Genomic DNA, 25,337 nt, shown 5'->3' with positions numbered 1-25,337 from the left:
TAGGCGCTTTTTAAAATTTAACGTGTTTGTAATTAAGCTTGTTGAGCTTTTAAACGCGCTAAACGTGCAATTTGATGAGTTGACGTTAAGAAAGAATAAATTGGTGCTAAATAACCGCGTTTACGAAGCTCTAGGAAATCAGCATCGCTTAACTCGTTTAACTTTTTCTCATCAATAAGGTAAATACCATTGATATCTTTTTTCTCGCCTTTAATGTCAACAGTCAGTGTTTGCGCAACTAAAAGTTCTTTCTCTGCAAGAAATTTAGTAAATGCATCTGTCACTTGAGAAAATTCAATAAATGATACTAGCGCTTCTTTACGACGTTTTAAGTAATCAGTTTCTTCGCCGTTTTCAAATAACGCATTACCTTCTTCTTCACCAACAAGCGAACTAGCTTCGTCAATTACAATACCGAATTGATCTTGCTCTGGGTGTTTAACAAGGCCTAATGGGTAGCGAGTCGTTGCCATAGGTGCAAATGCTGCGGTCCATTTACCATTTTCAACAAATAAATTTTCGCCTGGCTCAAGACCAAACATAGCAACAGCTTGAAACGTGTCGCTTTCATTGTTTTTAACAAAAGACATAGGAAATTCATTGGCTACACGTGCAAACTCATGTGCAACTACTGGCACTAAATGTTGCGTTTTCATAAATTCTACGTTGATGCCATTTTTAATTTTAGTGTTGGCATGTTTTTCATTGTGTAAAGCCTGTACTTGTTGCTCCGCCATGTTACTGCTCCGTTTATTTTTAATTTATGTGTTTCATTGTTAATACCTTTAGGCTAATGCTTTTGAGCTAAAAAAGGAAGGGAAACTTTTATGACAACCGTCATGAAAAAATAAAATTTAACTAAATCTAAGCGTTGCTAAAAAACATACGACTCAAACTCATAATTTCTGTTCAAAAACAATACATTTCATGGTTGATTTTAATACAAACCACAGAGATTCATTAACATTGGTTAACAGTTCAAGACTATTTTTTTGCAGTGTTTAGGCTTAAATTTAAGCAAATAAAAAGGCAGCCTACGAAAGCTGCCTCATAAAGTTATATTTTTGCCTAGATTAAGGAGCCCAATATACCTCAATATTTATATTTGGGTGGTTAAGCACAGCGCGCAGTGGCATATCATTGACATCACCACCCGCTTTTGCTTGCTTATAAACAGCCAGTTTTTCTTCACCACTAATTAAAAGCTTAACTACTTTAGATTGCGCAATGGCATTTAACGTTAAAGTCATACGCTCAGTGATACTGCCTGTCACATCACTTTGTATCGCATTAATTGCACATACTGTCTGCGAAGTTGTTAAACCGTCTTCTAAACCTTCTGCATTTGGGAATAACGATGCAGTGTGGCCGTCTGGGCCCATGCCTAAAATGGTCACATCATATGGCGTTTTTAACGCACTGTATGCTGCGTCACATACTCGTTGGCCTTGCTGTGCGGTTGCCGCTTCGTTTTTCATGGTAATAAAGTTAGCTGCACTGCCGTAGTTTTGTAATAATGTATTTTTAATAAACACTTCATTACTTTTTTCATGTGTATTGTCTACCCAGCGTTCGTCAACCATAGCAACATCAACGTTTTTCCAATCTAAATCAAGCGTTGATAAGTGTTTATAGGCCGCTGCTGGTGATGAACCGCCTGATACCATGAGTACTGCACGGCCGTCGTTTTCAATGCCGTCACGCAGTGATTGCTCAAGCGTTGCTGAAAGCTCTTTCGTCAACGCATCTTTATTATCAAAAAATTTCTCAACTAATGTTGCCATATTTATGCCTTTTCACCGGTGTTAAACCACACATGATTTTTTTCAGCCAATAATTCATCAGCATCATCTGGACCCCAGCTCCCAGCACGGTAAAGCGCCGGTTTGCCTTTTTCTTGCCAGCGGTCGATGATCGGATCAATCCATTTCCATGCTTGACGAACTTCATCTCGGTGAATAAATAGCGATGGGTTATTCGCAGCCGCATCCAGCATTAAGCGTTTGTATGCATCTGAATGAAAGCCATTGCTGTAAGCCTGCGAAAGCTCAATGTTCATGGTGACAGGCTCAAGCTGCATTTCAAGGTTGTCAAGACGCTTAGACATCAGCGTTAATTGAATTGTTTCCTCCGGCTGCAAACGAATAACAAGGCGGTTTGGTTCAATATTACCTACGTTATCTTCATATATATTGTGAGATACTTTTTTATATTCAACCACAATCTCAGCACAACGTTTCGTCATTCGCTTACCGGTGCGAAGGTAAAATGGCACTCCTGCCCAACGCCAGTTATCGATATGTGCACGGATAGCCACAAAGGTTTCTGTTTTACTTGAGCCTTCATTTAGCTCTTCTAAATAGCCTGGTACAATTTTACCATTTAAGTCGCCTGGTACATATTGCCCACGTACTGTGTGCTCATCAACGTCACCACTAATAAGTGGACGAAGCGCTTCTAATACTTTTAATTTTTCGTTACGAATACTATTTGCATTTAATTTATTAGGCGCTTCCATTGCAACTAAACACAGTAGTTGTAATAAATGATTTTGAACCATGTCACGCAGTGCGCCAGCTTTATCGTAAAAACCAGCACGGCTTTCAAGGCCCACTGTTTCTGATAAGCTAATTTGAATGTTATCTATTGATTTAGCATCCCACATGTTTTCAAACAAAGAGTTTGAAAAGCGCAGTGCCATTAAATTTTGTACTGTTTCTTTACCAAGATAGTGATCAATACGAAAGATTTGCTCTTCTTCAAAAAACTCTGCAATTTTAGAGTTGATTGCTTCTGCAGATTCACCACAATAACCAATTGGCTTTTCGACTACAACGCGTGATGTTGGTGTAATTAAACCTTTGCTAGAGAGTATTTCGCAGCAAGTGCCGTATACCGCTGGCGGAAGAGATAAATAAAACACGCGAGACTTAGTGCTATCGTGCTCATCTAAAATATTTTTGAGCACATCCCAGTTATTATCAGCTTCGGTAACATTACTCACCACAGGCACTAAATAAGTAGAAAATGCCTTCCAATCTTTAGCGTTAAACTCACCTTTGCTTAAAAATTCTTGTAAAGCCTTGTGTGCTGTTTCTATGTACTCGGATTTTTTACTTTCTTCGCGTACCGTTGGCAAAATACGTGAGCCTTCAGGTAAATTACCTTCTTGATATGCTCGATACATTGCAGGTAATAATTTGCGTAACGCAAGGTCACCACCGCCCCCAAAAATTATAATATCAAAAGGATTAAGCATCGTTACTCTCTACGTTTAGGATACCCATCGCTGCCATACGGCACGAAGGTATGCCACTTCTTGGATGATGTTGACTTTATGTTCAAAAAGCCTGCTGAATTGATCTTAGTTAATGATGTTTTATTTTTATTTTATCATCTGCGCTAATTAAATGAGCCTTAGGGGCTCTGTATCTCCTCTCACAAAAATACAGACCCTAAGTACTCCAGCGCTACCCGTTCAAAGGTACTCGGTTTACTTACTTCTCGTAAGCGAATTTTTACTGCGTACGGTTTTGCTTGTAGTACGCCATTAAGCCGTTTGTAGAACTATCGTGCGTGTGTTTAACACTTTCGTCAGTGAGTTCACTTTCAATTTTAGATGCTAGACCTTTACCAAGTTCAACACCCCATTGATCAAACGAACATATTTCTAAAATAATGCCTTGGCAAAAAATCTTGTGTTCATACAGCGCAATTAAACGCCCTACTGCTTTAGCATCAACTGTATCCAATAGCATAGACGTTGTTGGACGATTCCCCTGATGAATTTTATGATTTAACAATTCATCTATTTGCGCTTGCGATTTACCCTTAGCGGTTAAATCAGCAGTAACTTGCGCTGCATCTACACCACTCATCATTGCTTCTGTTTGTGCGAAGAAGTTTGATAATAAAATATCATGATGCTTATCAACATTCACTTGTGGTTTAACTGATGCAATAAAATCGGCAGGTACGACTACATTACCTTGGTGTAAACACTGATAAAACGCGTGCTGACCATTAATACCCGTCATGCCCCAAATAATAGGAACTGTAGTATAAGGCACAGTTTCGCCGGCAAAATTAACATGCTTACCGTTACTTTCCATCTCACCTTGCTGTAAATAAGCTGGCAACATATGAAGCGCTTGATCGTAAGGTAAAATAGCCTGTGCCTTATAACCTAAAAAGCTGGTATTCCAAACGCTAAGCAACGCCATGATTAATGGTATATTTTGCTCAAATTCTGCTGCTTTAAAATGCTCGTCTACTTCAAACGCGCCTTCTAAAATCGCCTCAAAAGCCTCATACCCTAAATACAACGCAATGGGTAAGCCTATCGCACTCCAAAGTGAAAAGCGACCGCCTACCCAATCCCACATAGTGAATACGTTTTCGTCGCTAATCCCAAAGGCTGCCGTTTTTTCTAAGTTTGTACTTACCGCAACAAAATGTTTTGCAATTGCGCTTTCATTTTTCGCAGTTTCTAAAAACCAATCCACGGCTGTTTTTGCATTGGTCATGGTTTCTGATGTCGTAAATGTTTTTGAGGAAATAACGAATAACGTTGTTTCAGGGTCAATTGCTTTTAAAACAGATGCAATTTGAACGCCATCAGCATTAGATACGTAATGCACATTTAGTGTATCGTCAGCTAATGCTTTAAGTGCTTCAGTGGCCATTTGTGGCCCAAGGTTAGAGCCGCCAACACCAATGCTTACAACATCTTTTACAGTTTTACCGGTATAACCTACCCAGTTACCACTTCGTACCTTTTCAACAAATGTTTTAATTTTAGCTAATTCGTTATCTACCGCTTGTGTTACGTCTTCACCATCAACAAAAAGTGGCGTATGAGCACGATTACGCAGCGCCGTATGTAACACTGAACGATTTTCAGTGATGTTAATTTTTTCACCACTGAACATTTTATCGCGCCACGATGCAATATCGCATTCTTTAGCAAGCGACATTAGGTTAGCAAAAACATCGTTATCAATAAGTTGCTTAGAGTAGTCGAATAATACGCTGGGTATTTGAGTCGAAAACTGAGAAAAGCGTGTGTCATCTTGTGCAAATAACGTTTTAAGATGAGTTTGCTTCATCTTAGCTGCACTTTTCTCTAGTGCTTGCCAGCTTGCTAATTGCGTTCGGTTAGACATGGAAACACCCCTTAATTTTTTCAACCAATTGATTTAAATTTACTTTTATAAAAACAAAACTCTAAACACGGATTGTTAACACTAAAAAAATGCCGTTAATAGTTTAGCTAGAAACGCAAAAAAAGTGCTGTTTTTATAATTTTAGATGCAGATGATAACGCAAATTTTAGCTTTTGACACCGGTATCATAAAAAAATTATAAATTAATTGACCTACAATTTTAAAGGCGCAGAAATAGCTTAATTGGTTAAAATGAAATATTAATGAATCTTACTAATTTTTTTGCGCAATATTTTAGCAATTCCCTTTAAATAAAAAATCGGCCATTTAAGCCGATTTAATATGCACCTACGATGTACTTAATGACTCAGCGCTAACCCACCGCTTAAGTTATAAACCTTTTTATAACCCAATTGTATTAAATTAGTGGCCGCTACTTTTGAGCGGTTACCACTGCGACACAATAAAATATAGTGCTTACTTTTACTTAACTGCTCTTCTACGATGGCATTCGCCATACGACTCAACGGTATGTTGAGGGTTTTATCATCATCTGTATTAAATAACTGCGCCACGTTATTAGCATCATGTTCATATGGTTCGCGAGTATCTATTAAATAGGTATTACTTGCTTTTAACATTTTTTTAGCGTCATTAAAACTCAGTTGTTGTGTCTCAATTTCAGGCAGTGCATTTACATAACCACACAATTGTGTACTATTAACTTGTTTAACTGCATCGTAACTTTGCTTTTTAACTGCAAATTCATCAGTATCAATACCACGAGTGATCAATGCATTTAGTAATGGCGTTTGTGCTTGTTGTACAGCCCAGTTCATAGCAAAGCATTGTTGGTAATCATGGCCCGAACAAATGACGCTCGTGTCATTTAATTGTGCGTCTAGCTTTAAAATAGACTCCGCCATTTTTTTAGCATCACCACCGATAAGTGATGTATTACCCAAACCTGCTGGTAGTATCAAATCGCCACAAAAACAGTAACTCATGTTACTTTTAGCGTTTTTAAGAATATAGCTAACACTATCTTGGCTATGCCCTGGCGTGGTTATTTTTTCTAACACATCTTGGCCCAATGCTATGTGTTGCTCATTTATAGGCCAGCCTAGCTCATCAACATCGGCTTTAAGGATACGATCAGCTAGTACACTGCTTAACAAAGTAATTGCTGAACTTCGCTCTTGATGCATATGCGTATTTAATACCCCCTTAATAAAAAGGTTCTGCGTATTAGCTATTTTTTCAAAGCGAGGAATAAGCTCTATTATGGGATCAATAATAACGGCCTGCTTGTTATCGCTCACATAAAGCCAACTACATGCACCTAAGTGCCTAAACTGAGTTAAACCAAGCGCGCACACTTCTTGCTGAGGTGTTGTACTGTCAGATACTATTAAACAATTCGCCTGCAATATCACCTTAAGAGCCCGTATACGCGTACAAGCATGATCAATATCTTCCTTCGTTGCCGCAGGCCCAAACGATAGCCTAATCGCGTTTTCGCTTTGCCACTTGCTTGCACCCATTGCATCTAAAACAAAACTGGTTGATGCACCTGTACTGCAAGCAGAGCCACCACTAACACGAATTCCCGCCGCATCAAATAAGTCTATAACTTCTTTACTGGTTAAATCGTTAACAGCAAAATTCAGTGTCGTTGGCACACTACAAGTAAAATCATGATTAAATGTAATATCACCAAAGGTATCTACAATGGCACTTTGCAGCTGACTACGATAAGCGTTAAGTACATCAGCCGATTTAAATGTGCGCTCAGATTTATCAAGCAACATACTAAATAGTTTATTTAGGCCCGCAATACCCGGTAGGTTTTCGGTTCCCGAACGCATACCACTTTCTTGACCGCCACCGGCAATAAAAGGCGTATATGCACTGCCCTCACGAATGTATAAAAAGCCAATACCTTTAGGCGCATACAGTTTATGCCCAGAAAACGGTGCGTAATCTATGGTTGTGTCACTCAATGTTAACGCTTGCTTACCTAATGCTTGAACGCAATCAACCATCCACGATACATCATTGTTGCGGCTACGAATTGTGCGTTCAATAGCATTTAAGTCTTGATATACGCCCGTTTCGTTATTAACCGCCATGGTGCAGATCATCAACGCGTTGTTAATGTGCTTTGCTATAAAATCTAAGTCTAAAATACCATTACTATCCACAGGAATAGCTAACACTTGTGCATTGATTTCGAGCACACTGTTCCAATGTTTTAACGTGTTTGGGACCGCTTTATGCTCTGTCGCGCCGTATAACAGCACAGGGTTTTTAATCAGATTTTTTTTAGCGTTAATAAGCGTAGAGACCACCGCAGTTTGAATACCTTCAGTCGCACCAGAGGTAAATAAAATATCACCACTGTTTGCACCAATAACCGTGCGTGCTTTTTGGCGTGTTTGTTCTAATAAATGTTTTGCTTGAATACCCGTAATATGAGGGCTGGAAGGATTACCAAAACAAATTTGCATGGTATGAGAAACAACATCAGCAATACAAGGCAATACTGGCGTTGTTGCGTTTGCATCAAGGTAAACTTGTGTTACTGGCTCATCGTGCAATAAAAACTCAGACATTAAAAACGCACCTTATTACTAAAAAATATATCTTATTCCCAATAATACATAAATTTCAGGGGAATGAGTAATAATCAATTAGCACTAGAGGTGCGTTTACTATTCTTTTTTATACTAAAAATCTATTATGCGAGCTCTTTAGTAAGCTCTTCATGGGTTGATGACCAAGCTGTTATTAGCGCTTTTACTAACGAAGCCAGAGGGATTGCAAAGAACACCCCCCAAAAGCCCCATAACCCACCAAAAAATAGCACCGCTACAATTATAAACACGGGGTTTAAATCAACCGCTTCAGAAAAAAGTAATGGGACAAGCACGTTACCGTCTAACGCCTGAATAATTCCGTAAATAATTAAAATAGTCCAAAACTGGGTTTCTAATCCAAATTGAAATAAGGCCACAGCTGCAACAGGAATAGTCACAAGCGCCGCCCCTACAAACGGGATCAACACCGAAAAACCGACAAGTACACCAAGTAGCGCCGCATAACGTAAATCTAAGACCGTAAACGCAATAAATGAAATACCGCCTACAATCAAAATTTCAAACACTTTACCACGAATATAATTCATGATTTGTTGGTTCATTTCATTCCATACTTGTAAAATCAAACGTCGCTGTTGAGGGATCAATTTAGCTACGCTTCCTGTCAGTTCTAATTTATCTTTGAGCATAAAAAACACAAGTAGTGGCACAAGCACTAAATAAATCAGCCAAGCTACGACATCTTTTAAAGACGTTAATGAAAACGACAACAAAACTTGACCAAAATCAATAACTTTAGTCTCAACCGTTGCAACAATTGCTTGTACTTGTTCAAGATTAATTAAACGTGGGTATTGCTCGGGTAAAGCCATTAAATAAGACTTACCTTGCTCAACCATATGAGGCGTTTCTTGCACCAAGTTACTCGTTTGCTTCCAAAGCACAGGGCCAATGACCAAAATAAGCGTGAGCATAATGCCGGTAAATATTAGCATTACAATGACGGTTGCTGTAAATCGTTTTAAACCAAAACGTTCTAGATGTATAACGGGCCAATCAAGTAAATAAGCAATAACCAAAGCTACCAACACTGGAACAATTAACGAGCCAAAAAAGTACAACAAGGCAACAGAGGCCAATAACAAAAATAATAAGGTAACCGAATGAGGATCCGAGAACTTCCTTTCGTACCATGTTTTTACATATTCAAACATGTAATGGCTCCACTAATAACAACCCGTGTTGTTTATTTAAATTATAACGATAAGAATTTTTTTTCAAAAATCGTTCTATATCATTTATGTCTTCATTATTATTTAAACTAAAAATAATACTTTGTTTTAACGATGATGCTTTACGTAACCCTAATTTAAACTGAATAAATTGTTGAGGGCATTTGTAAATGCGTAAATTTTGTTTCAACATACCCACATTTCCAATGTGTTAAATGAATAATAAGCGGTATAACCTCAATCTAATAACGCCTTATACTAATTTGCTTAAATATTGCGTTTATTTAACGATAAAAAATTATATCTATTTGTTCTGAAATAAAAAACTTCAACGACGTGATGGAGTGATTTAATACATTAAATTGTTTAAATACTTGTGCCGAATTGGTATAAGATGCGAACAAATGTAACTTTTTCTTAAAACAACCACCGCAATGGTTTATCCTTATACCATAGTTAGCTGTAAGGACCGATTAATGCCCAGCCCTCATAATAAAGCGCACCTTCCAAGTAATCCAACACTCAAAGACATTAATTTTTTTAAAAAACAAATTAATTGGGGTGATCTCGCACCGTTTTATCATCTCGTTGCGTCATCAATCAGCGAATCCGAGGGTATTTTAGAGCATGGATTTGATAATGCGGTTAAAAGATTACTTGATAAACGTAATTGGAATACAGATTTAGTCGATGGTCAGGAAGTCAACCCAGGTGATATGCATAACCAAAGTAAACCGCGTATAAACCTTCACCGCGTTTTCACTGACAGAGGGTTTGAACTGTTGGCTCAGCCTTACTCCACAGAAGAAATAACGGATCACTATATAAAGGGAAGCAACTTTATAGATTTTAAAGAATGGGACCCGCTTGTCATGAAAAACTTGATCCGCATAAACCAGCTGCATACATTTATTGGCTTTTATTTTAAAACCGGCGATAAAGCTGATAAAGCGCTTATTTTACATGCTCATAAAGTAGTAAATAGAATTATTGCTTTTTTACAACGCGAATTGAACGTTGTAAAGCTCGATGGTGTCACAATAAAAGAACTATACCAATCTTATGAAAAAGACAGTCATGAAAATGACGATAAAATAAGTACAAATGCCCTTAGTAAATCGGTTAATAAGGAATAAAATGCAACTAAAATCAGCCTTTACCGCGCTATGCAGTGCCGTGATCACATTTAGCTTATTAGTCAGTGAGCCTTTAAAAGCACAAACTAATTTCACGCTTCCTGATTTAGGCACATCTGCATTACAAGCTCTTCCGCTCGAAAAAGAGCGTGCTGTTGGCGAAGTGATGATGATGCAAATACGTGGCTCTTCTCCTGTAATTAACGACCCTGTGCTTGATGAATACTTAACAACGATTGGTCGTAAGCTTGTTGCTAACGCGAATGATGTCCGGTTTCCGTTTTCGTTTTTTTGGATAAATAATACTGAAATAAACGCATTTGCATTTTACGGCGGGCACGTCGGCGTTCATACAGGCTTAATTGCGCAAGCTGATAACGAAAGTCAGTTCGCTTCGGTCCTTGGTCACGAAGTTGCCCATGTAACCCAGCGCCACCTAGCCCGTAGAATTCAACAACAACAGGATAATAGCGCATTGACGATTGCGGGTATGATTGCCGGTATATTAGCAACTGTTGTGGCACCCGATGCAGGCATTGCTATTATTTCAGCAAGTCAAACGCAATCTGCTTTTAGCCAATTAACACATAGCCGCTCGGCTGAGCAAGAAGCAGACCGTATCGGTATGCAAACACTTAATAATGCAGGTTTTGATGCGCGTGCATCCAGTGAATTTTTAACCAAACTAGCTGCGCAAATTCGATACAAGTATAAGCCACCAGCTTTTTTGCTAACTCACCCACTACCAGAGAGTCGTGTATCTGATGTACGCTTACGTGCAGAACAATTTCCTATGCGTCGCTTACCTGCCAGCCTCGATTTTGATTTAGCCAAAAGCCGAGTGATTGCCCGTTACGATAACAAACCAGAAGATGCTGAATCCTTATTTAGAAAATTAATGCGTGAAGAGAGTTACCATAGCGTTGCACTAGAATACGGTTTAGCTATTAGCCTACTGGATCAAGATAAATTAGATGAAGCACAGCCTATTTTAGATAAGTTATTAAAAAATGATCCTAAAAACCTTTTTTATATCGATACTAAAACCGATTTATTTATCGCTCAAAAAAATGCGGCTGAAGCGGTTACATTTTTAGCCGAACGCAACAAATATCGCCCTAACAATCAAGTTATTACACTTAACTATGCTAATGCTGCACTTGAGGCAGAACAATATGAGCTGGCAGAAAATATACTTAAAAGTTTTTTACTTGAAAAGCCAGAGCACAGCTTAGGAAAGCAGCTACTTGCCGATGCTTATCAAAAACAAGATAAACTCGCGGCGTATCATGAGGCGAATGCCGATGTTTTATCGCAATATGGAGCATACTTAAAAGCTGCTGATGAAATCCAAAAAGCACTTAACTTCGTAGAGCCTACAGAGCTTATAAAACAGCAACGATTAAAAGCATTACTTACCCAATACCGTCGTTTACAAAAAGAGCTTGCAAGACTTTAAGTCTGCAAGCACTTGCCCTAAAATAGACGCAACTCACACTTTGGATACATTTTATGTCTGTTACCCTTTATCATAATTCGCGTTGCTCTAAATCACGTGAAACGCTTGCTTTATTACAAAATAATTCTATTGAGCCGACAATTGTCGAGTATTTAAAAACACCATTAACTCATCAACAAATAACAACACTTATTAGTCAGCTTGGTTTTTCATCAGCCCGTGATTTAATGCGCACCAAAGAAGATGATTACAAATCACTGAATTTAAAAGATGAAACAAGTGAAAATGCACTAATTAATGCAATAGTTCAAAATCCCAAGCTTATTGAACGCCCTATTGTCGTCAATAATAATAAAGCAGCAATTGGACGCCCACCAGAAAACGTACTAAGCGTTTTATAATGAGTACAACCATAGTGGTACTTTATCACTCAAGCCATGGCTCCGTTGAAGCCATGGCCCATGAAATAGCTGAGTCGATAGAGCAACAAGGCGCTACCGCCTTGCTGCGTACGTTTGTGGCTAAAAACGCGCATGATATAGTGATCTCCAAAGACGACTTGATAAACTGCGATGGGCTTGCCTTTGGTACACCAACACGATTTGGCATGATGGCCTCTCAAGCAAAAGCGTTTTGGGAAACCACCAGTGATCTATGGCTAAAAGGTCAATTAATAGATAAACCCGGCTGTGTATTTTCATCATCGAGCAGTATGCATGGCGGGAATGAAGCCACTTTACTTAATCTATCGCTGCCATTACTGCATCACGGTATGATGTTACTTGGGGTGCCTTACGATGTCCCAGAGCTGCTAGCCACGCAAACAGGCGGTACGCCCTACGGTGCGAGTCATGTTGCTGGAAGCAGTAACAGCGCACAGCTAAGCAAAGACGAAATTAAAATATGCCAAAGCGTAGGTAAGCGCCTCACAAAAATTGCGAGAAAACTTCAATGAATACAGCCCAAAATCCAGCTAAAAAGCCCATTACAATTAAATTTCAACGCACTGCGATAGTTGGCTATATCGGACTGTTTATTTTAATGCCACTGTGGATGTATGTTGTCCCCCCTCAAGAAGGTCCAGTCGACTTAATATCTCTGCTTTTACCTATTATTCCGCTATTGTTGCCTCTTAGAGGAATAATTAAAGACAATACATACACGTATGCTTGGGCAAACTTTATTGTCATGCTGTATTTTATTCATGGACTTACCATGCTGTGGGTTGCTCCTGATGAGCTAATATGGGTTTTATTGGAACTGGTATTTGCATCTGCTATGTTTATTGGCTGTACGTATTACGCCAGACATCGCGGACAAGAGCTAGGTTTGAAAATTCGTAAACTTAAAGAAGAACTTGCTGAAGAAAAAGCGGCAAATGAGCATAATACTCATTAAGTTAGACCGGCTCTTTATACTGAACTAAAAAATAAAAAACACGCTTAAATTAATTTAAGCGTGTTTTTTATTGAACCAATTCACTAAGATTACTCTGTTTTAAAAAGTAATCTAATACCAATCTGCTTATATATGGGGTCTATTTAACGTTAAGAAAATTACGCTAGGGGCTGCTGACCTTTAGCGATTAATTTTGCAGCTGCATGTTTGGTATTTAGGCAAGGCAGAGCCTATGGTGTGTGGTTATTCCCCATAAACAGGCAATAACGCAGTATAAATGCCAAACATGCGCTGCCCTTTGGGTTCTTTCTAGGGACGATTAACTCTTTGTTGCTCGGTTTTGACTTAGCCCGCTAGGTTACAAACCTCGCGCCGCGATTAAACCGCCCCTAGATTGAGCGAATTTCAATCTACAAAGGTCAACACGCCCTAGAACTAGGCAAAAATTTTTGTATCTAGTTGTTCTAAATAAATAATTTTAACGACGGTATAGTGCAATTTAATTCGTTAAATTGATCAAAAATTTATGCAGTTTGGTATAAATTAAACTAAATCACTCAAAGCCGTGAGCATAACAATACCTGCCAAGCCTAACTGAGCTATTAAGCTAACTAACGAGAACCCTCTCAACACAAATAAGCCCCAAGGGTGCTTTATATGTGGATAAAGTGCACAGCGCTTTAGACTCATGGCAAAGAAAAAACACACCACAGTGATCATGGTTAAACCCAGTGTTAATTCACTTTTTACAGTAAGTGTATCGTCAAAAAAGAAAAATAACTGCAATGGAAAAAGTAACGTAACAATGGCATGCAAAGCATGTACTTTTTTAATGCGGTCAAACTGCCCATCAGGTGATAACTCTTTTATTCCAAAATCACGTTCTAAACATTTAACTAAATTTTGTGCTTTAAGACTTACCGCTAATCGATAACAGCTTAAGCCTTCTTTGTTGCGGGCTCTAAAGTCGTAACCTGCTTTAATTAACAGCACCATTAACGATTCATTTTTAGAATGAACAGCGTAATGTAGTCCAGTGTTACTTAAGCTATCCGTGGCTTTCTTGTCTTGTTTTGAAAGCAGTGTTTCAACTACATTCACAAAGCCTCTTTCAGCTGCCCACATAAAAGCGGTTTTATCGTTCTCATCAGCCAAAGTGCCTGTGGCTCCTTGCTCTATAAAGCGCATAGCCATAGTTTGCTTCGCTGTTTTTTTACGTAAATGAGTCAACAACGCTTTTTCAAGTAAGACGACAGAGTCAACGTCTGGAGAAACTTGAGTCAGTAACGTAAAATAATCTTTACCGTTGGCCACTTTGTCACTGGCAAGTTCAGATAACTTATCTAAATCTGCAATGGATGCTGGAATAAATGAACTTAATCGCTCTCTAAAATCTAGTTCTTTCCAAAGTGCTAATGTGTCAACGGCCGACATTTTACTGTCATTAGTTAAAGCATGCTCTATCAGTGTAAAGTAGCGCTTACTAAAAAATAAGCTGAGTAATGAAACAGGTGTGGTTATGGCATTTTGCGCCGCAATGCTTGCATACTTTTCAAGTCGTTGACACAACAAAAGCACAAGACTTTCAGGAGTATATTCATTATCGTAATAATGGTTTTTAACCGCATTGATATATGCTTGTGCATCTTCGTCATATTCAGAAATATGCTGAAAAAAACATTCTTCGAAAGGTTCTAATGGCGTTAACCATGCCAAATAATAAATAGGCGGCAAAACGGTAGTGCACACACCATCGTCTTCATCAGTAGAACGACACGCGGGCCAAGCTTCCAAAGCATCTAAAATAAAGGCACCATTTTGCTCTACAAGCCCTTTAATAAGTAATGGGTATTCCTTTGGCCAAATTAGTACGTTTTCCATTAAAACAACACAACTCCAGTGTACTTGGGTAGACAGTCAGTTATAGCAGCTTTTAGCTGACACCACGCTTAATCAAAGAGGCAATATTCTAGCACACCTTTGTTTAGCTACTAGCGCAAAATTGATGAATAACTACAATCCTTTTGGATTACTTCACTGAAGAATATAAAAACAGCCAAGTCCATAGGAAATTGGCTGTTTTTTTGGTTGGAGTAGGACTTAATCAGAGCCAGACAACTATTTTATTTCTTTTTCAGCTCGCTGGTAACTTGCTCTAAACCTACGTCCGAAATACGCTGAATAATCTCTTTTTGCTTAGCACTGAGTAACGAAATACCCTCAGCAACAATATCGTATACTTTCCACTCATTATTTTTACCTAATCGTAACTTAAAGCTCAAGTCGATTGTTGGTGCATTTGGTTCAATAATTTGTGTATTAACGGTTGCGTACTCAGAATCGCTTTTTGTATTGTTACGTTCAAATACAACTTTTTGACCCGTGTATTTCATTAATGCGCTTGCGTAGGTACCTGTTAAATAATGCTCTACCGCACCAATAAACTGAACAGCTTGCTCGCGCTCAATTCCTTTAATATGTTTACCTAATAATTTAAATGACACAAATTTAACGTCTATATGTGGCATTAAACGTTTCTCGACTATTTCAGACATTGCCTCTTTACTTGCATTCCCATTGCTATTTACTTTAGCAATGTCAGCAAATAATGTATCTGCAACTGATTCCAAAAGTCTGTCAGGAGATTGTTGTGTTTGTGCAAAAAGTGAACTGCTCAAAAATGCAGTTACAACTAATAATAGCTTAATGAATTTCATAATAAATTGTCTGTATGATTAATATTGCTGTAATTTACGCGAAGCATACGCAACAAAAAAGGCATAAATAAGCAACTTATTAATGCTCAATTTGCACCAATAAAATAACTAAATGCAATTCAACTAGTTAACCTTAACTCTGGTTAAGAGATTTACTATCCAGAGTTCAGGTTAGTTATTGATTCCTATTAGCACTCTATAAACAACCGACACTTTTCTCTCATTGCACATATCAGCTTGAGATAAGTTTATTATCCTGAGATGAGGGCGTGTTGATCTTTTATTGATGTTACAAGTCAAAACGGTCACACTTAAAATTGTTGAAAAGTAAGGAAATCATTATGCAAACTTGGCAAATTTTTATAATCGTAGCTGGTGTTTTCGCCGTTGTTATTGGTAATATCGCGCTGGTTAAGTACTCTGCAAAAATGGAGTTCAAAAAACCCGATACCGATATTAAAAATACAACAGACACAAAAAAGCCCTGATCAATCAGGGCTTTTTAATGCGTACTAAATATAAAATTATTTAGCCGACTAACCAATGCGCCATTAGCGCAATAACAGGTAAAGTAATTAGCGTTCGCAAAATAAATATAATAAATAGCTCTAAAATATTTACCGGTATTTTACTGCCAAGTAAAAGTGCGCCTACCTCAGACATATAAATCAGCTGCGTTACACTCATCGCTGCAATTATAAACCGTGTAACATCACTTTCAATAGTACCTGCGGCTAAAATTGATGGAATAAACATATCAGCAAAACCAACCATAATAGTCTGTGCTGCGGCCTCTGCTTCTGGCACTTGCAGTAATTCTAAAAATGGAATGAACGGCATACCTAAATATTGAAAAACAGGCGTGTATTCAGCAATAATTAACGCAAATGTACCTACAGCCATAACCACAGGCAATACCGCAAACACCATATCAAAGGCATTATGTAAACCTTCTTTAACCGTACCTATAAAACCAGGTGCTTTATGCGCTTTAGCCAATGCTACATCTAAAGAGTGCCCTAATAATGTTTTACCTTGCGGCACTAACTCTGCGTTAGCATCAGGTGCACTACCATCAATTAATACATCTTTTTTGAAGCGCAGAGGCGGCAAACGAGGAACAATGATAGCAGCGACTACACCCGCTAAACATACGGTTAAATAAAACGGAGCAAACAAGTATTCAAGCTTAACTTGACCAATAACGACTAAACAAAATGTAATGGATACCGCTGAAAAAGTGGTTCCAATAATAGCTGCTTCACGTTGTGTGTAATGTTTATCTTCATACTGACGAGCAGTCATTAAAATACCAACACTGCCATCCCCTAACCAAGATGCCACGCAATTCACTGCACTTCGTCCAGGTACGCCAAATAAAGGCCGCATTATTTTAGTAAGTAAGGTGCCCATTAATTCTAGTAACCCAAAATTAAGCAGTAGTGGTAACAATAAACCAGCAAGAATAAACACAGAAAATAACACGGGCAACAAGTCGTTTAATACAAGTGCACCTGTATTTTCAGAAATAATAGCATGGGGTCCAATCTGTAAGGTGGTCATTAAAACAAATGCCATACCAAAAAGACGCGTTACCAGCCAAATCCAACTAACATTAAATAAATGATTAATTAAGAATATGTTACACAATACTTTTGGTTTAAACACACTCGTTATAAATGACAGTACGCCCGTTATACAGATAGTTATTGTAATAATAATTTTTGCAGAGTCTGAAAAATAAGACTGTATTGCTTTGGCCATTACCGCGATAGGTATTGTCATTATTTCACCAGTGGGCACTGGCGTCATAAACAAAAAAACGCCAACAAGTGAAGGAACTAAAAAAGTAAACCAAGTACGCCAATCGTACTGCGTTGAGGTAGGTAATTGAGACATATTGTTAACCTATAAAACTACAAAAAGAGCTTAACGCCCTTTTTGTAGTTAAATTTATTATTATTTAAATTTTAATGCCACGCTTAATGAGAGCGGCTTCTAGTGCTTGTTGCAGCCCATTCATCGTGCCTGGCTCAAGCGTTTCACCCTTGTCATCCATCCACGTTAAACTTGTACCGCCTTCTTTAGTTTTACTTACTAAAATTTGATACTGACCTTCATCAATAGGAAGCTGAGCAACTTCATCACCCCAAATTGAATCCCAAACGCTGGTTTCTGGTGCGCTATAATCGGCAGTAATTAAACCTGTCTCTTGGTTAATTTCAACAATCGTGAAAGATAAACGCTCTAAAAAGCCAGAAAAGCGATCGAATACAGCGTCATAAGACTGCTCAGTAACCAATGCTGCATTACCTTTATTATCAAAGCCCATTTCAAGTGAAATAACACCTTGGCGTTTACGCATTTCTACTTCAAGTTGGCGGTAACGATAGTCAAACTCACTCACTACTTGATTGAGCGCACGTACTTCTAATTGCTGTTTTAGCAAATCAGTAAGTGCGTTATCACCTTTAAAATCAATAAGCTCAACACGTAAAGACGCAGTTCGTTGGTGCGACTTTTCTTCAATTGTGAATCTGAATTTTTCTAGGTCTGCATTTTTGTCGCTGCCCCAAAGCCAGCTTTCCTCAGTTTTAATTATTGCGTACCAATCAGTTTCAATAACACCTAATAGTTTATCTTCTTTGGTGGTCGCTGCCTCATTATTGGCTAGCACTGATTTAATCGTGTCCCAAATAAACGTATCTAAATCAGCAATACCATCGCTTTTATCAAAATAAACACGCGCTATTTTATCTGTTTCTTCAACCCAACTGCCCTTCGCTACGGTAAGTACTTGAGCAGGTGGACGATAATTAGTTGCATCGGGATTATTATCGTATTGGCCTACTTCCATTTTATAAACCGGATCTTGGGCTGGTTGAGATAATGACGCGGGTGCTTTCACAGGCTCATGTGTGCGGTAATTACGCTCACTATGTGCACTATTAGTAAATACACTACACCCTGATAAACTTACCAATACACTTACTGCAAGTGCTTTTGGGATCCAATACTGCACAGATAATTCTCCTTAGCGTACCCTTTAATTGTTTTAACAAATATATGAGTGGGTTACGCCGATTTGGTTCAGTGTAAAGTCAATATTAACTCTACATTATTATTTGGCTGTCTAATTGCAATAAAGTTCAGCACTTCAACTTAGAAAAATCTAAGTGCAAATAAACAAATTTTAGCTATGGTACTTTCCTGTGCCAGTAAAAACAAGAAACACCGTACTTTAAAATTGCTTAATTAGCCTGTGTTGTAGTTTAGGTAAGGTTTTGTGTTAAACTTCGCCGCCATGCAACTTATTGTGTGTATTTAATGTTGTTGCCAACCCAGTTGTTATAATCAAAGTAACTTAGGTATTTTTACCCATGACTGCATTTTCAAATCATCAAATTGTTTTAACTGCTATTGGCGAAGATAGGCCGGGTATTGTTAGTGAACTTACACAATTAGTAAGTGATTGCCATTGCAATATAATTGACAGCCGTATTGCTATTTTAGGCTGCGAATTTACCTTTATAATGCTGCTAAGCGGCGATATGTCAGCAATCAGCCGTATTGAACACGTGATCCCCACCAAAGCGATGCAGCTTGGCTTGCTTACCATGATGAAGCGCACATCAAGCCACACACCCAGTGAGTTTTGCGCAGGATACACTTTAGAATACACAGGAATAGATACGCCAGGTACTCTGAGCAAAGTAACACGTTTTTTTGCCGACAACCACATTAGTATTTGCTCTTTAAAGTCAGATACCTATGATGAAAGTACTGATACAAAAATGCGTTGTGAACTTGAGTTTAATATTCCTGTTGACGTAGATATAGATCAATTTAAAGTTAGTTTTGAAAGCCTTTCGCACACATTAAACGTAGATTATATTTTTAAACGAATTCGTTAAGGATACCAACATGAAAAAAATCAGCCCATTACAAGCTGGCGACGCAGCCCCTGCTTTTAGTTTACAAAACCAAAACGACGAATCAATTAGCTTAGCGTCGCTTTTAAAAGAGCAACAAGTTCTCGTTTATTTTTATCCAAAAGCGTCCACACCAGGCTGTACTGTACAAGCCGAGAACTTACGCGATCAACATGCTGAGCTTGCTAAGTTTAACACCCGTGTTGTAGGTATTAGCCCAGATCCAGTTAAACGTCTTAAAAACTTTGAAACAAAAAAAGAACTTAACTTTGACTTACTAGCCGATGAAGATCACGCTATTGCAGAAGCATTTGGGGTATGGGGTTACAAAAAATTTATGGGAAAAGAATACGAAGGTATTCACCGCCTAACCTTTTTAGTCGGCCAAGACGGAAAAATAAAACACTTGTTTGATAAATTTAAGACCAAAGATCATCACCAAGTCGTGCTAGATTATTTAGCTCAAAATTAAAGTAGCCCTCTAAAAACGGCCTCTAAAAATTAAAAAGCGTTGCTTAAGAGCAGCGCTTTTTTTATGTCTATTTGTTATAGCATTCAAGTTAAATATATTACGTTACTATGAGATTTTTAATTATCGCCATTCATATAAAAAGCTATCGCTTTAAGTATTGTATTGCCACACCACTTAAAGCAATTGCGTGTTCTTGATTGAAAGCCTTGTCTGTACTATGTAGATTACTTTTACCATAGCTACATTCGGTTAACTCACACTCAGTATCGCTATTCTTTGCCAGTGATCTGAAAAGCCGTATTAATATGCCTTTCTAGACCCATCAAAGGTCGGAGATAGACGGTATTATATAAGCCGAGACATGCTGGTAAATCACGCCAAGGACAGCCTAAACTTAAACGATATAAAACCTCTTCCATTGTATGCTCTTTCTCTGTGAAAATGGATATCATAAATCTTTAATTTACTGCTGTTTAATACCCAGAAAATGTTTTATATCCCAATCCCGTATGTTTTGTTTTTAATAAAGTAAATTATACGTGACTACCACTAACGTACAAACCTCAAGCAAAAATTAGCAAACAATAGTGAGCCACTATTTTTTAAGGGTATGTATCATCTTTTGTGCATTTGCATTTTGTGGGTTCAATTGCAATGATTGCTCATAGTTTGCTATCGCATTAACAGTATCTCCAAAGAGCATGTACGCTTCTGCTAAACTATCAAATGCATTTGCATCATCAGGATATAGATGGCTATAAACCCTAAAAAGCGTTATAGCTACTTGGTAGTCCTTGTTACCTAACGCATTATATCCGGCATTATTAATTGCATTAGCTGAAAGAAGTTTTGAATCAGGATAGTTTTTTTTCCATGCTTTATATGCCTTTAATGTGCTTATAAAATCAGCGTGTTTTGCTACTTCAAAAGGAAGTTGTTCATCTTTTTCAAGTTTGCGCATCGCGCGCTCAGTTAAACCACTCCCGACATTATTTAGTACTAAAAAATATTTATTAGATAAAGGGTTCATTACAACACTTATCTGATTAGGGTTATTATCTACAGCAAACATCCCACCTCCTTGATAATGCATTTTAACGCCTTTTTTGTTTTGAAGGGGATCTTCATATATCAAGCCGTTACCGGATTTTGATAATGTAATCGTCACTATTTGATCAAACTGAGATAAATACCTGCCGAGCATTTTCTCTATTTGATGCTTGGGGGGTTTTGCTGTTGCTGAAATTACACGTGCCCATTTCATTTTTTTTATCGTACTGTCAATAAACGCATCTATTGCAGGGTTTCTGTGCTCTGTTGTCGCATTCATAAAAACCATAATGCCTTTACCACCTTGCATTGTTGACATAATATGCCCGCCAGTACCAGTGTTTGAGCCTCCATGCGAGAACCACTCTAGATTACCTTTGGCCTCAAATCTCATCCAACCCGGTGACCACCCACCTATTTTTTTAAGCGTGTGAATATCTGTAGTGGTACGTGCTACGAACATTGAAATAACCGACGTTACTTTACCTGCTAACGCCTTTTGATATTCAATTGTGAATTTGGCCATGTCTTGTGGCGTACTCCATAGCCCAGATGGTGCTATTTGCGGACAAATTGGTATGCCATCTCTTATAACCTGCTGCTGACGATCATGAACCTTCGCAACATTAGTTAAAAATTGTTTATCTCCATTTTGATACATCGTTGTATTTTTCATACCTAATGGATCAAATAGCATCTTTTGAGCTAATGCTTGCAATGGTTTACCGGTTATATCTTCAATCGCAACTTGTACTATTACATACCCTCCGCCACTGTATTGCCAATCAGTGTCAGGGGCAAATAGCATCGAAATCGGACGTTTATATCGTGGTAGCTTTTTACCCTCAAGCACATCTATAAGGGTTGGAATATCATCCCCTAAATGAAAGTCAGCATACCCGCCTTGGCTCATCCCTGCGGTATGCGACAACAACTGCCGAATAGAAAGGTTTTTTGATGACTCAAACACTGATGAAGGTAACGCCCAGCGTTTTAAATAGTTACTCACAGGTGTATCTAAATCTAATTTACCTTGCTCTGCGAGCATTGCTGCAATTGTTGCAGTGACAGGTTTTGCAATAGATGCCGTTGAGAAAGCAGTAAATTGATCAATTTTCTGCTTACTTTTAGTATCTTTAACGCCTGCAAAATTAGTATAAATCACTTTATAATCATCAATAACAGCAAAACTTAGCCCAGGTATTTTGTAGTTATCAATAAACTGCTGATAACTATATTCTTCACCTATCGGTGACGTAAAAGTAGTTAATTGATGTGTATTACCAGTTATAGATAGTTGCGTTTTTTGAGTGTTAGCGACACACACACTAGCCACAATTAAACTTAGCGCTGCGCAACATTTACTCAAAGTCATGATAGTTTTTTTAATAGCCATAGGAGCATCTCGTTCTGTAAATTAAACCTCAGTGTGGCGCATTAGCCGCCTTAAATAAGCAACTTATGCATGAACGGCTCGTATAATTCCTCAACACCTCGAATGTTTTCCTTTTTTATTGCTAAGATGGGGAATATAAAAGAGGGAACACAATGCTTAAGTATCAGCTCATATTCATTTTATTTTTTACAAGCTTCGCTACCTATGCGCAAGAGCCTGATGCTATCTTTGCCGAGCACTATTATTTAATTGATGATGACGATATTGCTTATTCATTACCTATCGTAAACCGCTCTGTGTGGCAAAAAAATACATTTCACGGCATTAAAAATTCAAAAAATATTCGATGGGTGCAAATGGACTTTAATTTTGAAAAAAAGCCCTCGTCTTCGCTAGGTTTGTTTATTAGTATTTTGGGATCGTTTGAGGCTTATTGGGATGGTGTTTTAATCGGTAAAAATGGCCTTGTAGGTGATTCTCAACACACTGAAGTTGCGGGCCTGATCGATAAAATAATGCTGTTGCCTAATACTGCAACTGATAAAGGCACACATACTTTAAGTTTACGTATTTCTAATCAGCGCGTTTCTTCTGAGGTAGATTATATCTCGTTTACAAGTGCGATAACAGAATATGACTATTTAATACAGCTGCCTTATAAAAAAGCCAGTTTACCGTTGATAATGACCAGCGCCTTACTCTTAATTGCTTTGTACTCATTGATTGTATTTATTACTAGTTACCGCCAACCCAGCTACTTAATATTTAGCATATTATGCTTAAGTATTTTGGTTCTTATTTTTGTAGAATCATGGCGTGGTCTTATGCCTTACCCTTACGATTGGCAAATCCCTCGCTTACAAATAGTTTTAGCATTGTCGTGCTTAATTTCACTGCTTTTCACCTGTTTTTTTGCATGGTTTTTTAAATTATCAAAAACAAATCGTACAATATGGCTAGCATTTGTTATTTGCTTGCAAGCTGTGTTGTTAATCGCGGTTGGTGGATATGACAATAGAAGCTTATATGTATTTTTAGTGGGCGTTTTTAGTGCTGTGTGCATTTGTATCAAAGCTATCATTACGCAACAAGCCAATGCAAAATTAATGGTTTTGGGTTTAGCTCTATTCATTGCACCTATTTTTATAAATAGTTATTCATACATGGATCAGTACTTTTTTCTCTCTTTTGCTGGGTTAATCTTTTTAATGCTCTACACCCTTGCACAAACCATGAGTGCTAGTACCAAACAACTTGAACAAAGTAAAATTAATGCAAGTCGCCTTGAGCTTGAATTAGTCAAACGTAATCTACAACCTCACTTTATCTTAAACACATTAACAGCTGTTGAAGAGTGGATTGAAGACTCACCTGCAACAGCGGTAAAATTTATCCACGCCTTAGCGGATGAGTTTAGATTTATGGCGCAACTGTCTGCAAAAAAAATAATCAATCTCCAAGATGAAATCGACTTATGCCGTTCCCATTTAAAAGTTATGACATATCGCTCAAATATAAACTACTCCCTAAGAGTGGATATATCTCACCCGAATAACTGCATTCCACCGGGTATTATTTTAACATTAATAGAAAACGCAATTTCGCATAACCATTACCAACAAGGCCATATTACCTTCTTTTTTGAGCAAAAAATAATAAATAACACGCAGTATTTAACGTTTATCGTCCCTATAAATGCGATTACTCATAATTCAAACAAAAATGCTACACAAGAACGTACACAGACTAAAATAGGCGCAGGTATTGGTAATAAATACATAGCAGCAAGGTTAAATGAAAGCTTTTCTAATCAATGGTCTTTATTGCAGAATATTGAAAAGCAACAATGGGTTACAAAAATATCAACGCCGTTAATAGATTATGATGATCACCGTGCTAATAATAGCAACCTCAAGGATCCCCTATGAAAAAAGTATTAATGGTTGAAGATGAATTTATGGTAGCAAAAAGATTAAAGCGCTTTATTGAGAACGCCTTTGATGAACAAAAAATCGAATTGCATATTTGTACTAATCTTGACGACGCCTACGATTACTTAGCCGATCACCCTATTGATGTTTTATTTTTAGATTTAAACCTGCAAGGTAAAGATGGTTTTGAGTTATTAAAGCACACCCTCTGCGAGAGCTTCCACACAATTATTGTTTCTGCTAATAGCGATCGAGCGATTGACGCGTTTGATATTGGCGTACTCGATTTTGTAGCGAAGCCATTTACTCAAGAGCGTATTAAAAAGGCAATAAACCGGTTACAACAGCAGCATAATGGGGCTAGCAAATACTTAACCTATAAATATTTAGGAAAAATCGAATTACTTCCAATAGAAGATATTCTCTATATCAAAGCTGACGGCCATTACAGTGTGATTGTAACTAAAGCCCAGCAAAACAGAGGTACTAAACAAATTTTACACGATAAGAATTTAGATAAATTACTCACGTTATTGAGCCCAGACTTTATCCGGATACACCGCTCGTATGTCTTGCCAATATCTAACATTAAGGCATTACTCAGTGAAGAAGGCAGCAAATATAACGTGCAACTTCATACCGGTGAACAGCTTCCTATAGGCCGTACCAGACTAAGTAGCTTAAGGACGAAATTATTGGTTAACTAAATAACCTAAACTCTGGATAATAAATCTATCTCAAGCAGCTATTTTCAGCGCTAACTGCGTTGAAAATCTCTGGCTAGAGAAAATAAATTTAAATATATCTATTATTCAATACGTTAGTAAATCTCTTAACCAGAGTTCAGGT

General features: G+C 37.8%; 22 protein-coding genes and 1 pseudogene. 10 read left to right on the top strand and 13 right to left on the bottom strand.

Translation table 11 applies throughout. The annotated features are described in order from the left end of the window. Positions 1 to 32: 32 nt before the first annotated feature. The 7 genes from PALI_RS01325 to PALI_RS01295 all read right to left on the bottom strand — a co-directional run bounded on the left by PALI_RS01325 (position 33) and on the right by PALI_RS01295 (position 9,190). Positions 33 to 737 (bottom strand): SapC family protein, encoded by a 705-nt coding sequence (locus tag PALI_RS01325; protein ID WP_077537626.1) that lies wholly within the window; start codon positions 735 to 737, stop codon positions 33 to 35. A 336-nt stretch (positions 738 to 1,073) separates the two neighbouring features. Then, a complete protein-coding gene (gene pgl, locus PALI_RS01320) occupies positions 1,074 to 1,784 on the bottom strand; it encodes a 6-phosphogluconolactonase (protein WP_193154568.1) in 711 nt (236 codons plus the stop codon). Between the two features lie 2 nt (positions 1,785 to 1,786). Further along, entirely contained in the window at positions 1,787 to 3,259 is a 1,473-nt protein-coding gene (gene zwf, locus PALI_RS01315) for a glucose-6-phosphate dehydrogenase (protein WP_077537624.1), read from the bottom strand. Between the two features lie 259 nt (positions 3,260 to 3,518). Further along, positions 3,519 to 5,165 carry a glucose-6-phosphate isomerase gene (pgi, locus tag PALI_RS01310; protein WP_193154566.1) on the bottom strand — a complete coding sequence of 549 codons (1,647 nt, stop codon included), beginning with the start codon at positions 5,163 to 5,165 and terminating at the stop codon, positions 3,519 to 3,521. 359 nt (positions 5,166 to 5,524) lie between these two features. Continuing rightward, positions 5,525 to 7,780 (bottom strand): aminotransferase class V-fold PLP-dependent enzyme, encoded by a 2,256-nt coding sequence (locus tag PALI_RS01305; RefSeq protein WP_193154564.1) that lies wholly within the window; start codon positions 7,778 to 7,780, stop codon positions 5,525 to 5,527. A 125-nt stretch (positions 7,781 to 7,905) separates the two neighbouring features. Next, complete coding sequence (locus PALI_RS01300; protein ID WP_193154562.1) at positions 7,906 to 8,979, bottom strand: AI-2E family transporter; 1,074 nt, start codon at positions 8,977 to 8,979, stop codon at positions 7,906 to 7,908. Further along, positions 8,972 to 9,190, bottom strand: coding sequence for a hypothetical protein (locus tag PALI_RS01295; RefSeq protein ID WP_193154560.1), 219 nt, complete (start codon positions 9,188 to 9,190; stop codon positions 8,972 to 8,974). Before PALI_RS01295 ends, PALI_RS01300 begins: the two co-directional genes overlap by 8 nt. Positions 9,191 to 9,473: 283 nt before the next feature. On the opposite strand from PALI_RS01295, the gene PALI_RS01290 reads away from it, so the two are divergent. From PALI_RS01290 to PALI_RS01270, 5 genes are read left to right on the top strand one after another with little or no spacing between them, the layout of a single operon-like run. Next, positions 9,474 to 10,133 (top strand): hypothetical protein, encoded by a 660-nt coding sequence (locus PALI_RS01290; protein ID WP_193154557.1) that lies wholly within the window; start codon positions 9,474 to 9,476, stop codon positions 10,131 to 10,133. Between the two features lies 1 nt (position 10,134). After that, positions 10,135 to 11,592, top strand: a complete 1,458-nt coding sequence (gene bepA / locus PALI_RS01285) for a beta-barrel assembly-enhancing protease (RefSeq protein ID WP_193154555.1) — start codon at positions 10,135 to 10,137, stop codon at positions 11,590 to 11,592. 53 nt (positions 11,593 to 11,645) lie between these two features. Then, positions 11,646 to 11,993, top strand: coding sequence for an arsenate reductase (glutaredoxin) (gene arsC, locus PALI_RS01280; RefSeq protein WP_193154554.1), 348 nt, complete (start codon positions 11,646 to 11,648; stop codon positions 11,991 to 11,993). After that, on the top strand, positions 11,993 to 12,547 hold the full coding sequence (gene wrbA, locus PALI_RS01275; protein WP_193154553.1) for an NAD(P)H:quinone oxidoreductase: 555 nt from the start codon (positions 11,993 to 11,995) through the stop codon (positions 12,545 to 12,547). The genes arsC and wrbA overlap by 1 nt, the downstream gene beginning before the upstream one ends. Further along, positions 12,544 to 12,990, top strand: coding sequence for a DUF2069 domain-containing protein (locus tag PALI_RS01270; protein WP_138584994.1), 447 nt, complete (start codon positions 12,544 to 12,546; stop codon positions 12,988 to 12,990). The genes wrbA and PALI_RS01270 overlap by 4 nt, the downstream gene beginning before the upstream one ends. Before the next feature lie 543 nt (positions 12,991 to 13,533). Here the strand turns inward: PALI_RS01270 and PALI_RS01265 are convergent. Next, positions 13,534 to 14,871 carry an ankyrin repeat domain-containing protein gene (locus PALI_RS01265; RefSeq protein WP_193154552.1) on the bottom strand — a complete coding sequence of 446 codons (1,338 nt, stop codon included), beginning with the start codon at positions 14,869 to 14,871 and terminating at the stop codon, positions 13,534 to 13,536. A gap of 242 nt (positions 14,872 to 15,113) precedes the next feature. Then, entirely contained in the window at positions 15,114 to 15,707 is a 594-nt protein-coding gene (locus PALI_RS01260; RefSeq protein ID WP_193154551.1) for an MlaC/ttg2D family ABC transporter substrate-binding protein, read from the bottom strand. Between the two features lie 341 nt (positions 15,708 to 16,048). Between PALI_RS01260 and PALI_RS01255 the strand changes: the two genes are divergently transcribed. After that, on the top strand, positions 16,049 to 16,195 hold the full coding sequence (locus PALI_RS01255; protein ID WP_193154550.1) for a DUF2897 family protein: 147 nt from the start codon (positions 16,049 to 16,051) through the stop codon (positions 16,193 to 16,195). 40 nt (positions 16,196 to 16,235) lie between these two features. Here PALI_RS01255 and PALI_RS01250 read toward each other — a convergent pair whose 3' ends face one another. Continuing rightward, positions 16,236 to 17,606, bottom strand: a complete 1,371-nt coding sequence (locus tag PALI_RS01250) for a YjiH family protein (protein ID WP_193154548.1) — start codon at positions 17,604 to 17,606, stop codon at positions 16,236 to 16,238. A 64-nt stretch (positions 17,607 to 17,670) separates the two neighbouring features. Next, on the bottom strand, positions 17,671 to 18,729 hold the full coding sequence (gene bamC / locus PALI_RS01245) for an outer membrane protein assembly factor BamC (protein WP_193154546.1): 1,059 nt from the start codon (positions 18,727 to 18,729) through the stop codon (positions 17,671 to 17,673). 358 nt (positions 18,730 to 19,087) lie between these two features. Between bamC and PALI_RS01240 the strand changes: the two genes are divergently transcribed. After that, positions 19,088 to 19,621, top strand: a complete 534-nt coding sequence (locus PALI_RS01240; protein WP_193154544.1) for a glycine cleavage system protein R — start codon at positions 19,088 to 19,090, stop codon at positions 19,619 to 19,621. A 10-nt stretch (positions 19,622 to 19,631) separates the two neighbouring features. Next, positions 19,632 to 20,111, top strand: a complete 480-nt coding sequence (gene bcp / locus PALI_RS01235; RefSeq protein ID WP_193154543.1) for a thioredoxin-dependent thiol peroxidase — start codon at positions 19,632 to 19,634, stop codon at positions 20,109 to 20,111. 329 nt (positions 20,112 to 20,440) lie between these two features. Here bcp and PALI_RS19995 read toward each other — a convergent pair. Both PALI_RS19995 and PALI_RS01225 read right to left on the bottom strand, forming a co-directional pair. Then, a pseudogene (locus tag PALI_RS19995) lies at positions 20,441 to 20,527 on the bottom strand (IS5/IS1182 family transposase); the annotation flags it as partial. A gap of 179 nt (positions 20,528 to 20,706) precedes the next feature. Further along, on the bottom strand, positions 20,707 to 22,557 hold the full coding sequence (locus tag PALI_RS01225) for a serine hydrolase (RefSeq protein ID WP_193154542.1): 1,851 nt from the start codon (positions 22,555 to 22,557) through the stop codon (positions 20,707 to 20,709). Between the two features lie 152 nt (positions 22,558 to 22,709). Here PALI_RS01225 and PALI_RS01220 point away from each other — a divergent pair, with 152 nt between their 5' ends. Together PALI_RS01220 and PALI_RS01215 are read left to right on the top strand one after the other, a co-directional pair. Then, positions 22,710 to 24,485, top strand: coding sequence for a histidine kinase (locus tag PALI_RS01220; RefSeq protein ID WP_193154541.1), 1,776 nt, complete (start codon positions 22,710 to 22,712; stop codon positions 24,483 to 24,485). Beyond that, positions 24,482 to 25,195: a LytR/AlgR family response regulator transcription factor gene (locus PALI_RS01215; protein ID WP_193154540.1), complete on the top strand. Its 714-nt coding sequence runs from the start codon at positions 24,482 to 24,484 to the stop codon at positions 25,193 to 25,195. The genes PALI_RS01220 and PALI_RS01215 overlap by 4 nt, the downstream gene beginning before the upstream one ends. The last annotated feature ends 142 nt before the right edge of the window (positions 25,196 to 25,337 follow it).

This window comes from Pseudoalteromonas aliena SW19, from assembly GCF_014905615.1.
GTDB classification, from domain to species: Bacteria; Pseudomonadota; Gammaproteobacteria; order Enterobacterales; family Alteromonadaceae; genus Pseudoalteromonas; species Pseudoalteromonas aliena.
Note: the sequence above shows the minus strand (reverse complement) of the source record. Positions and strands in the feature narration are given on the sequence as shown.

What these genes read in the sequence shown, in the direction of transcription:
- PALI_RS01325 (WP_077537626.1), bottom strand. Translation starts at nt 737, where the DNA reads ATGGCGGAGCAACAAGTACAGGCTTTACACAATGAAAAACATGCCAAC.
- pgl (WP_193154568.1), bottom strand. Translation starts at nt 1,784, where the DNA reads ATGGCAACATTAGTTGAGAAATTTTTTGATAATAAAGATGCGTTGACG.
- zwf (WP_077537624.1), bottom strand. Translation starts at nt 3,259, where the DNA reads ATGCTTAATCCTTTTGATATTATAATTTTTGGGGGCGGTGGTGACCTT.
- pgi (WP_193154566.1), bottom strand. Translation starts at nt 5,165, where the DNA reads ATGTCTAACCGAACGCAATTAGCAAGCTGGCAAGCACTAGAGAAAAGT.
- PALI_RS01305 (WP_193154564.1), bottom strand. Translation starts at nt 7,780, where the DNA reads ATGTCTGAGTTTTTATTGCACGATGAGCCAGTAACACAAGTTTACCTT.
- PALI_RS01300 (WP_193154562.1), bottom strand. Translation starts at nt 8,979, where the DNA reads ATGTTTGAATATGTAAAAACATGGTACGAAAGGAAGTTCTCGGATCCT.
- PALI_RS01295 (WP_193154560.1), bottom strand. Translation starts at nt 9,190, where the DNA reads ATGTTGAAACAAAATTTACGCATTTACAAATGCCCTCAACAATTTATT.
- PALI_RS01290 (WP_193154557.1), top strand. Translation starts at nt 9,474, where the DNA reads ATGCCCAGCCCTCATAATAAAGCGCACCTTCCAAGTAATCCAACACTC.
- bepA (WP_193154555.1), top strand. Translation starts at nt 10,135, where the DNA reads ATGCAACTAAAATCAGCCTTTACCGCGCTATGCAGTGCCGTGATCACA.
- arsC (WP_193154554.1), top strand. Translation starts at nt 11,646, where the DNA reads ATGTCTGTTACCCTTTATCATAATTCGCGTTGCTCTAAATCACGTGAA.
- wrbA (WP_193154553.1), top strand. Translation starts at nt 11,993, where the DNA reads ATGAGTACAACCATAGTGGTACTTTATCACTCAAGCCATGGCTCCGTT.
- PALI_RS01270 (WP_138584994.1), top strand. Translation starts at nt 12,544, where the DNA reads ATGAATACAGCCCAAAATCCAGCTAAAAAGCCCATTACAATTAAATTT.
- PALI_RS01265 (WP_193154552.1), bottom strand. Translation starts at nt 14,871, where the DNA reads ATGGAAAACGTACTAATTTGGCCAAAGGAATACCCATTACTTATTAAA.
- PALI_RS01260 (WP_193154551.1), bottom strand. Translation starts at nt 15,707, where the DNA reads ATGAAATTCATTAAGCTATTATTAGTTGTAACTGCATTTTTGAGCAGT.
- PALI_RS01255 (WP_193154550.1), top strand. Translation starts at nt 16,049, where the DNA reads ATGCAAACTTGGCAAATTTTTATAATCGTAGCTGGTGTTTTCGCCGTT.
- PALI_RS01250 (WP_193154548.1), bottom strand. Translation starts at nt 17,606, where the DNA reads ATGTCTCAATTACCTACCTCAACGCAGTACGATTGGCGTACTTGGTTT.
- PALI_RS01240 (WP_193154544.1), top strand. Translation starts at nt 19,088, where the DNA reads ATGACTGCATTTTCAAATCATCAAATTGTTTTAACTGCTATTGGCGAA.
- bcp (WP_193154543.1), top strand. Translation starts at nt 19,632, where the DNA reads ATGAAAAAAATCAGCCCATTACAAGCTGGCGACGCAGCCCCTGCTTTT.
- PALI_RS01225 (WP_193154542.1), bottom strand. Translation starts at nt 22,557, where the DNA reads ATGGCTATTAAAAAAACTATCATGACTTTGAGTAAATGTTGCGCAGCG.
- PALI_RS01220 (WP_193154541.1), top strand. Translation starts at nt 22,710, where the DNA reads ATGCTTAAGTATCAGCTCATATTCATTTTATTTTTTACAAGCTTCGCT.
- PALI_RS01215 (WP_193154540.1), top strand. Translation starts at nt 24,482, where the DNA reads ATGAAAAAAGTATTAATGGTTGAAGATGAATTTATGGTAGCAAAAAGA.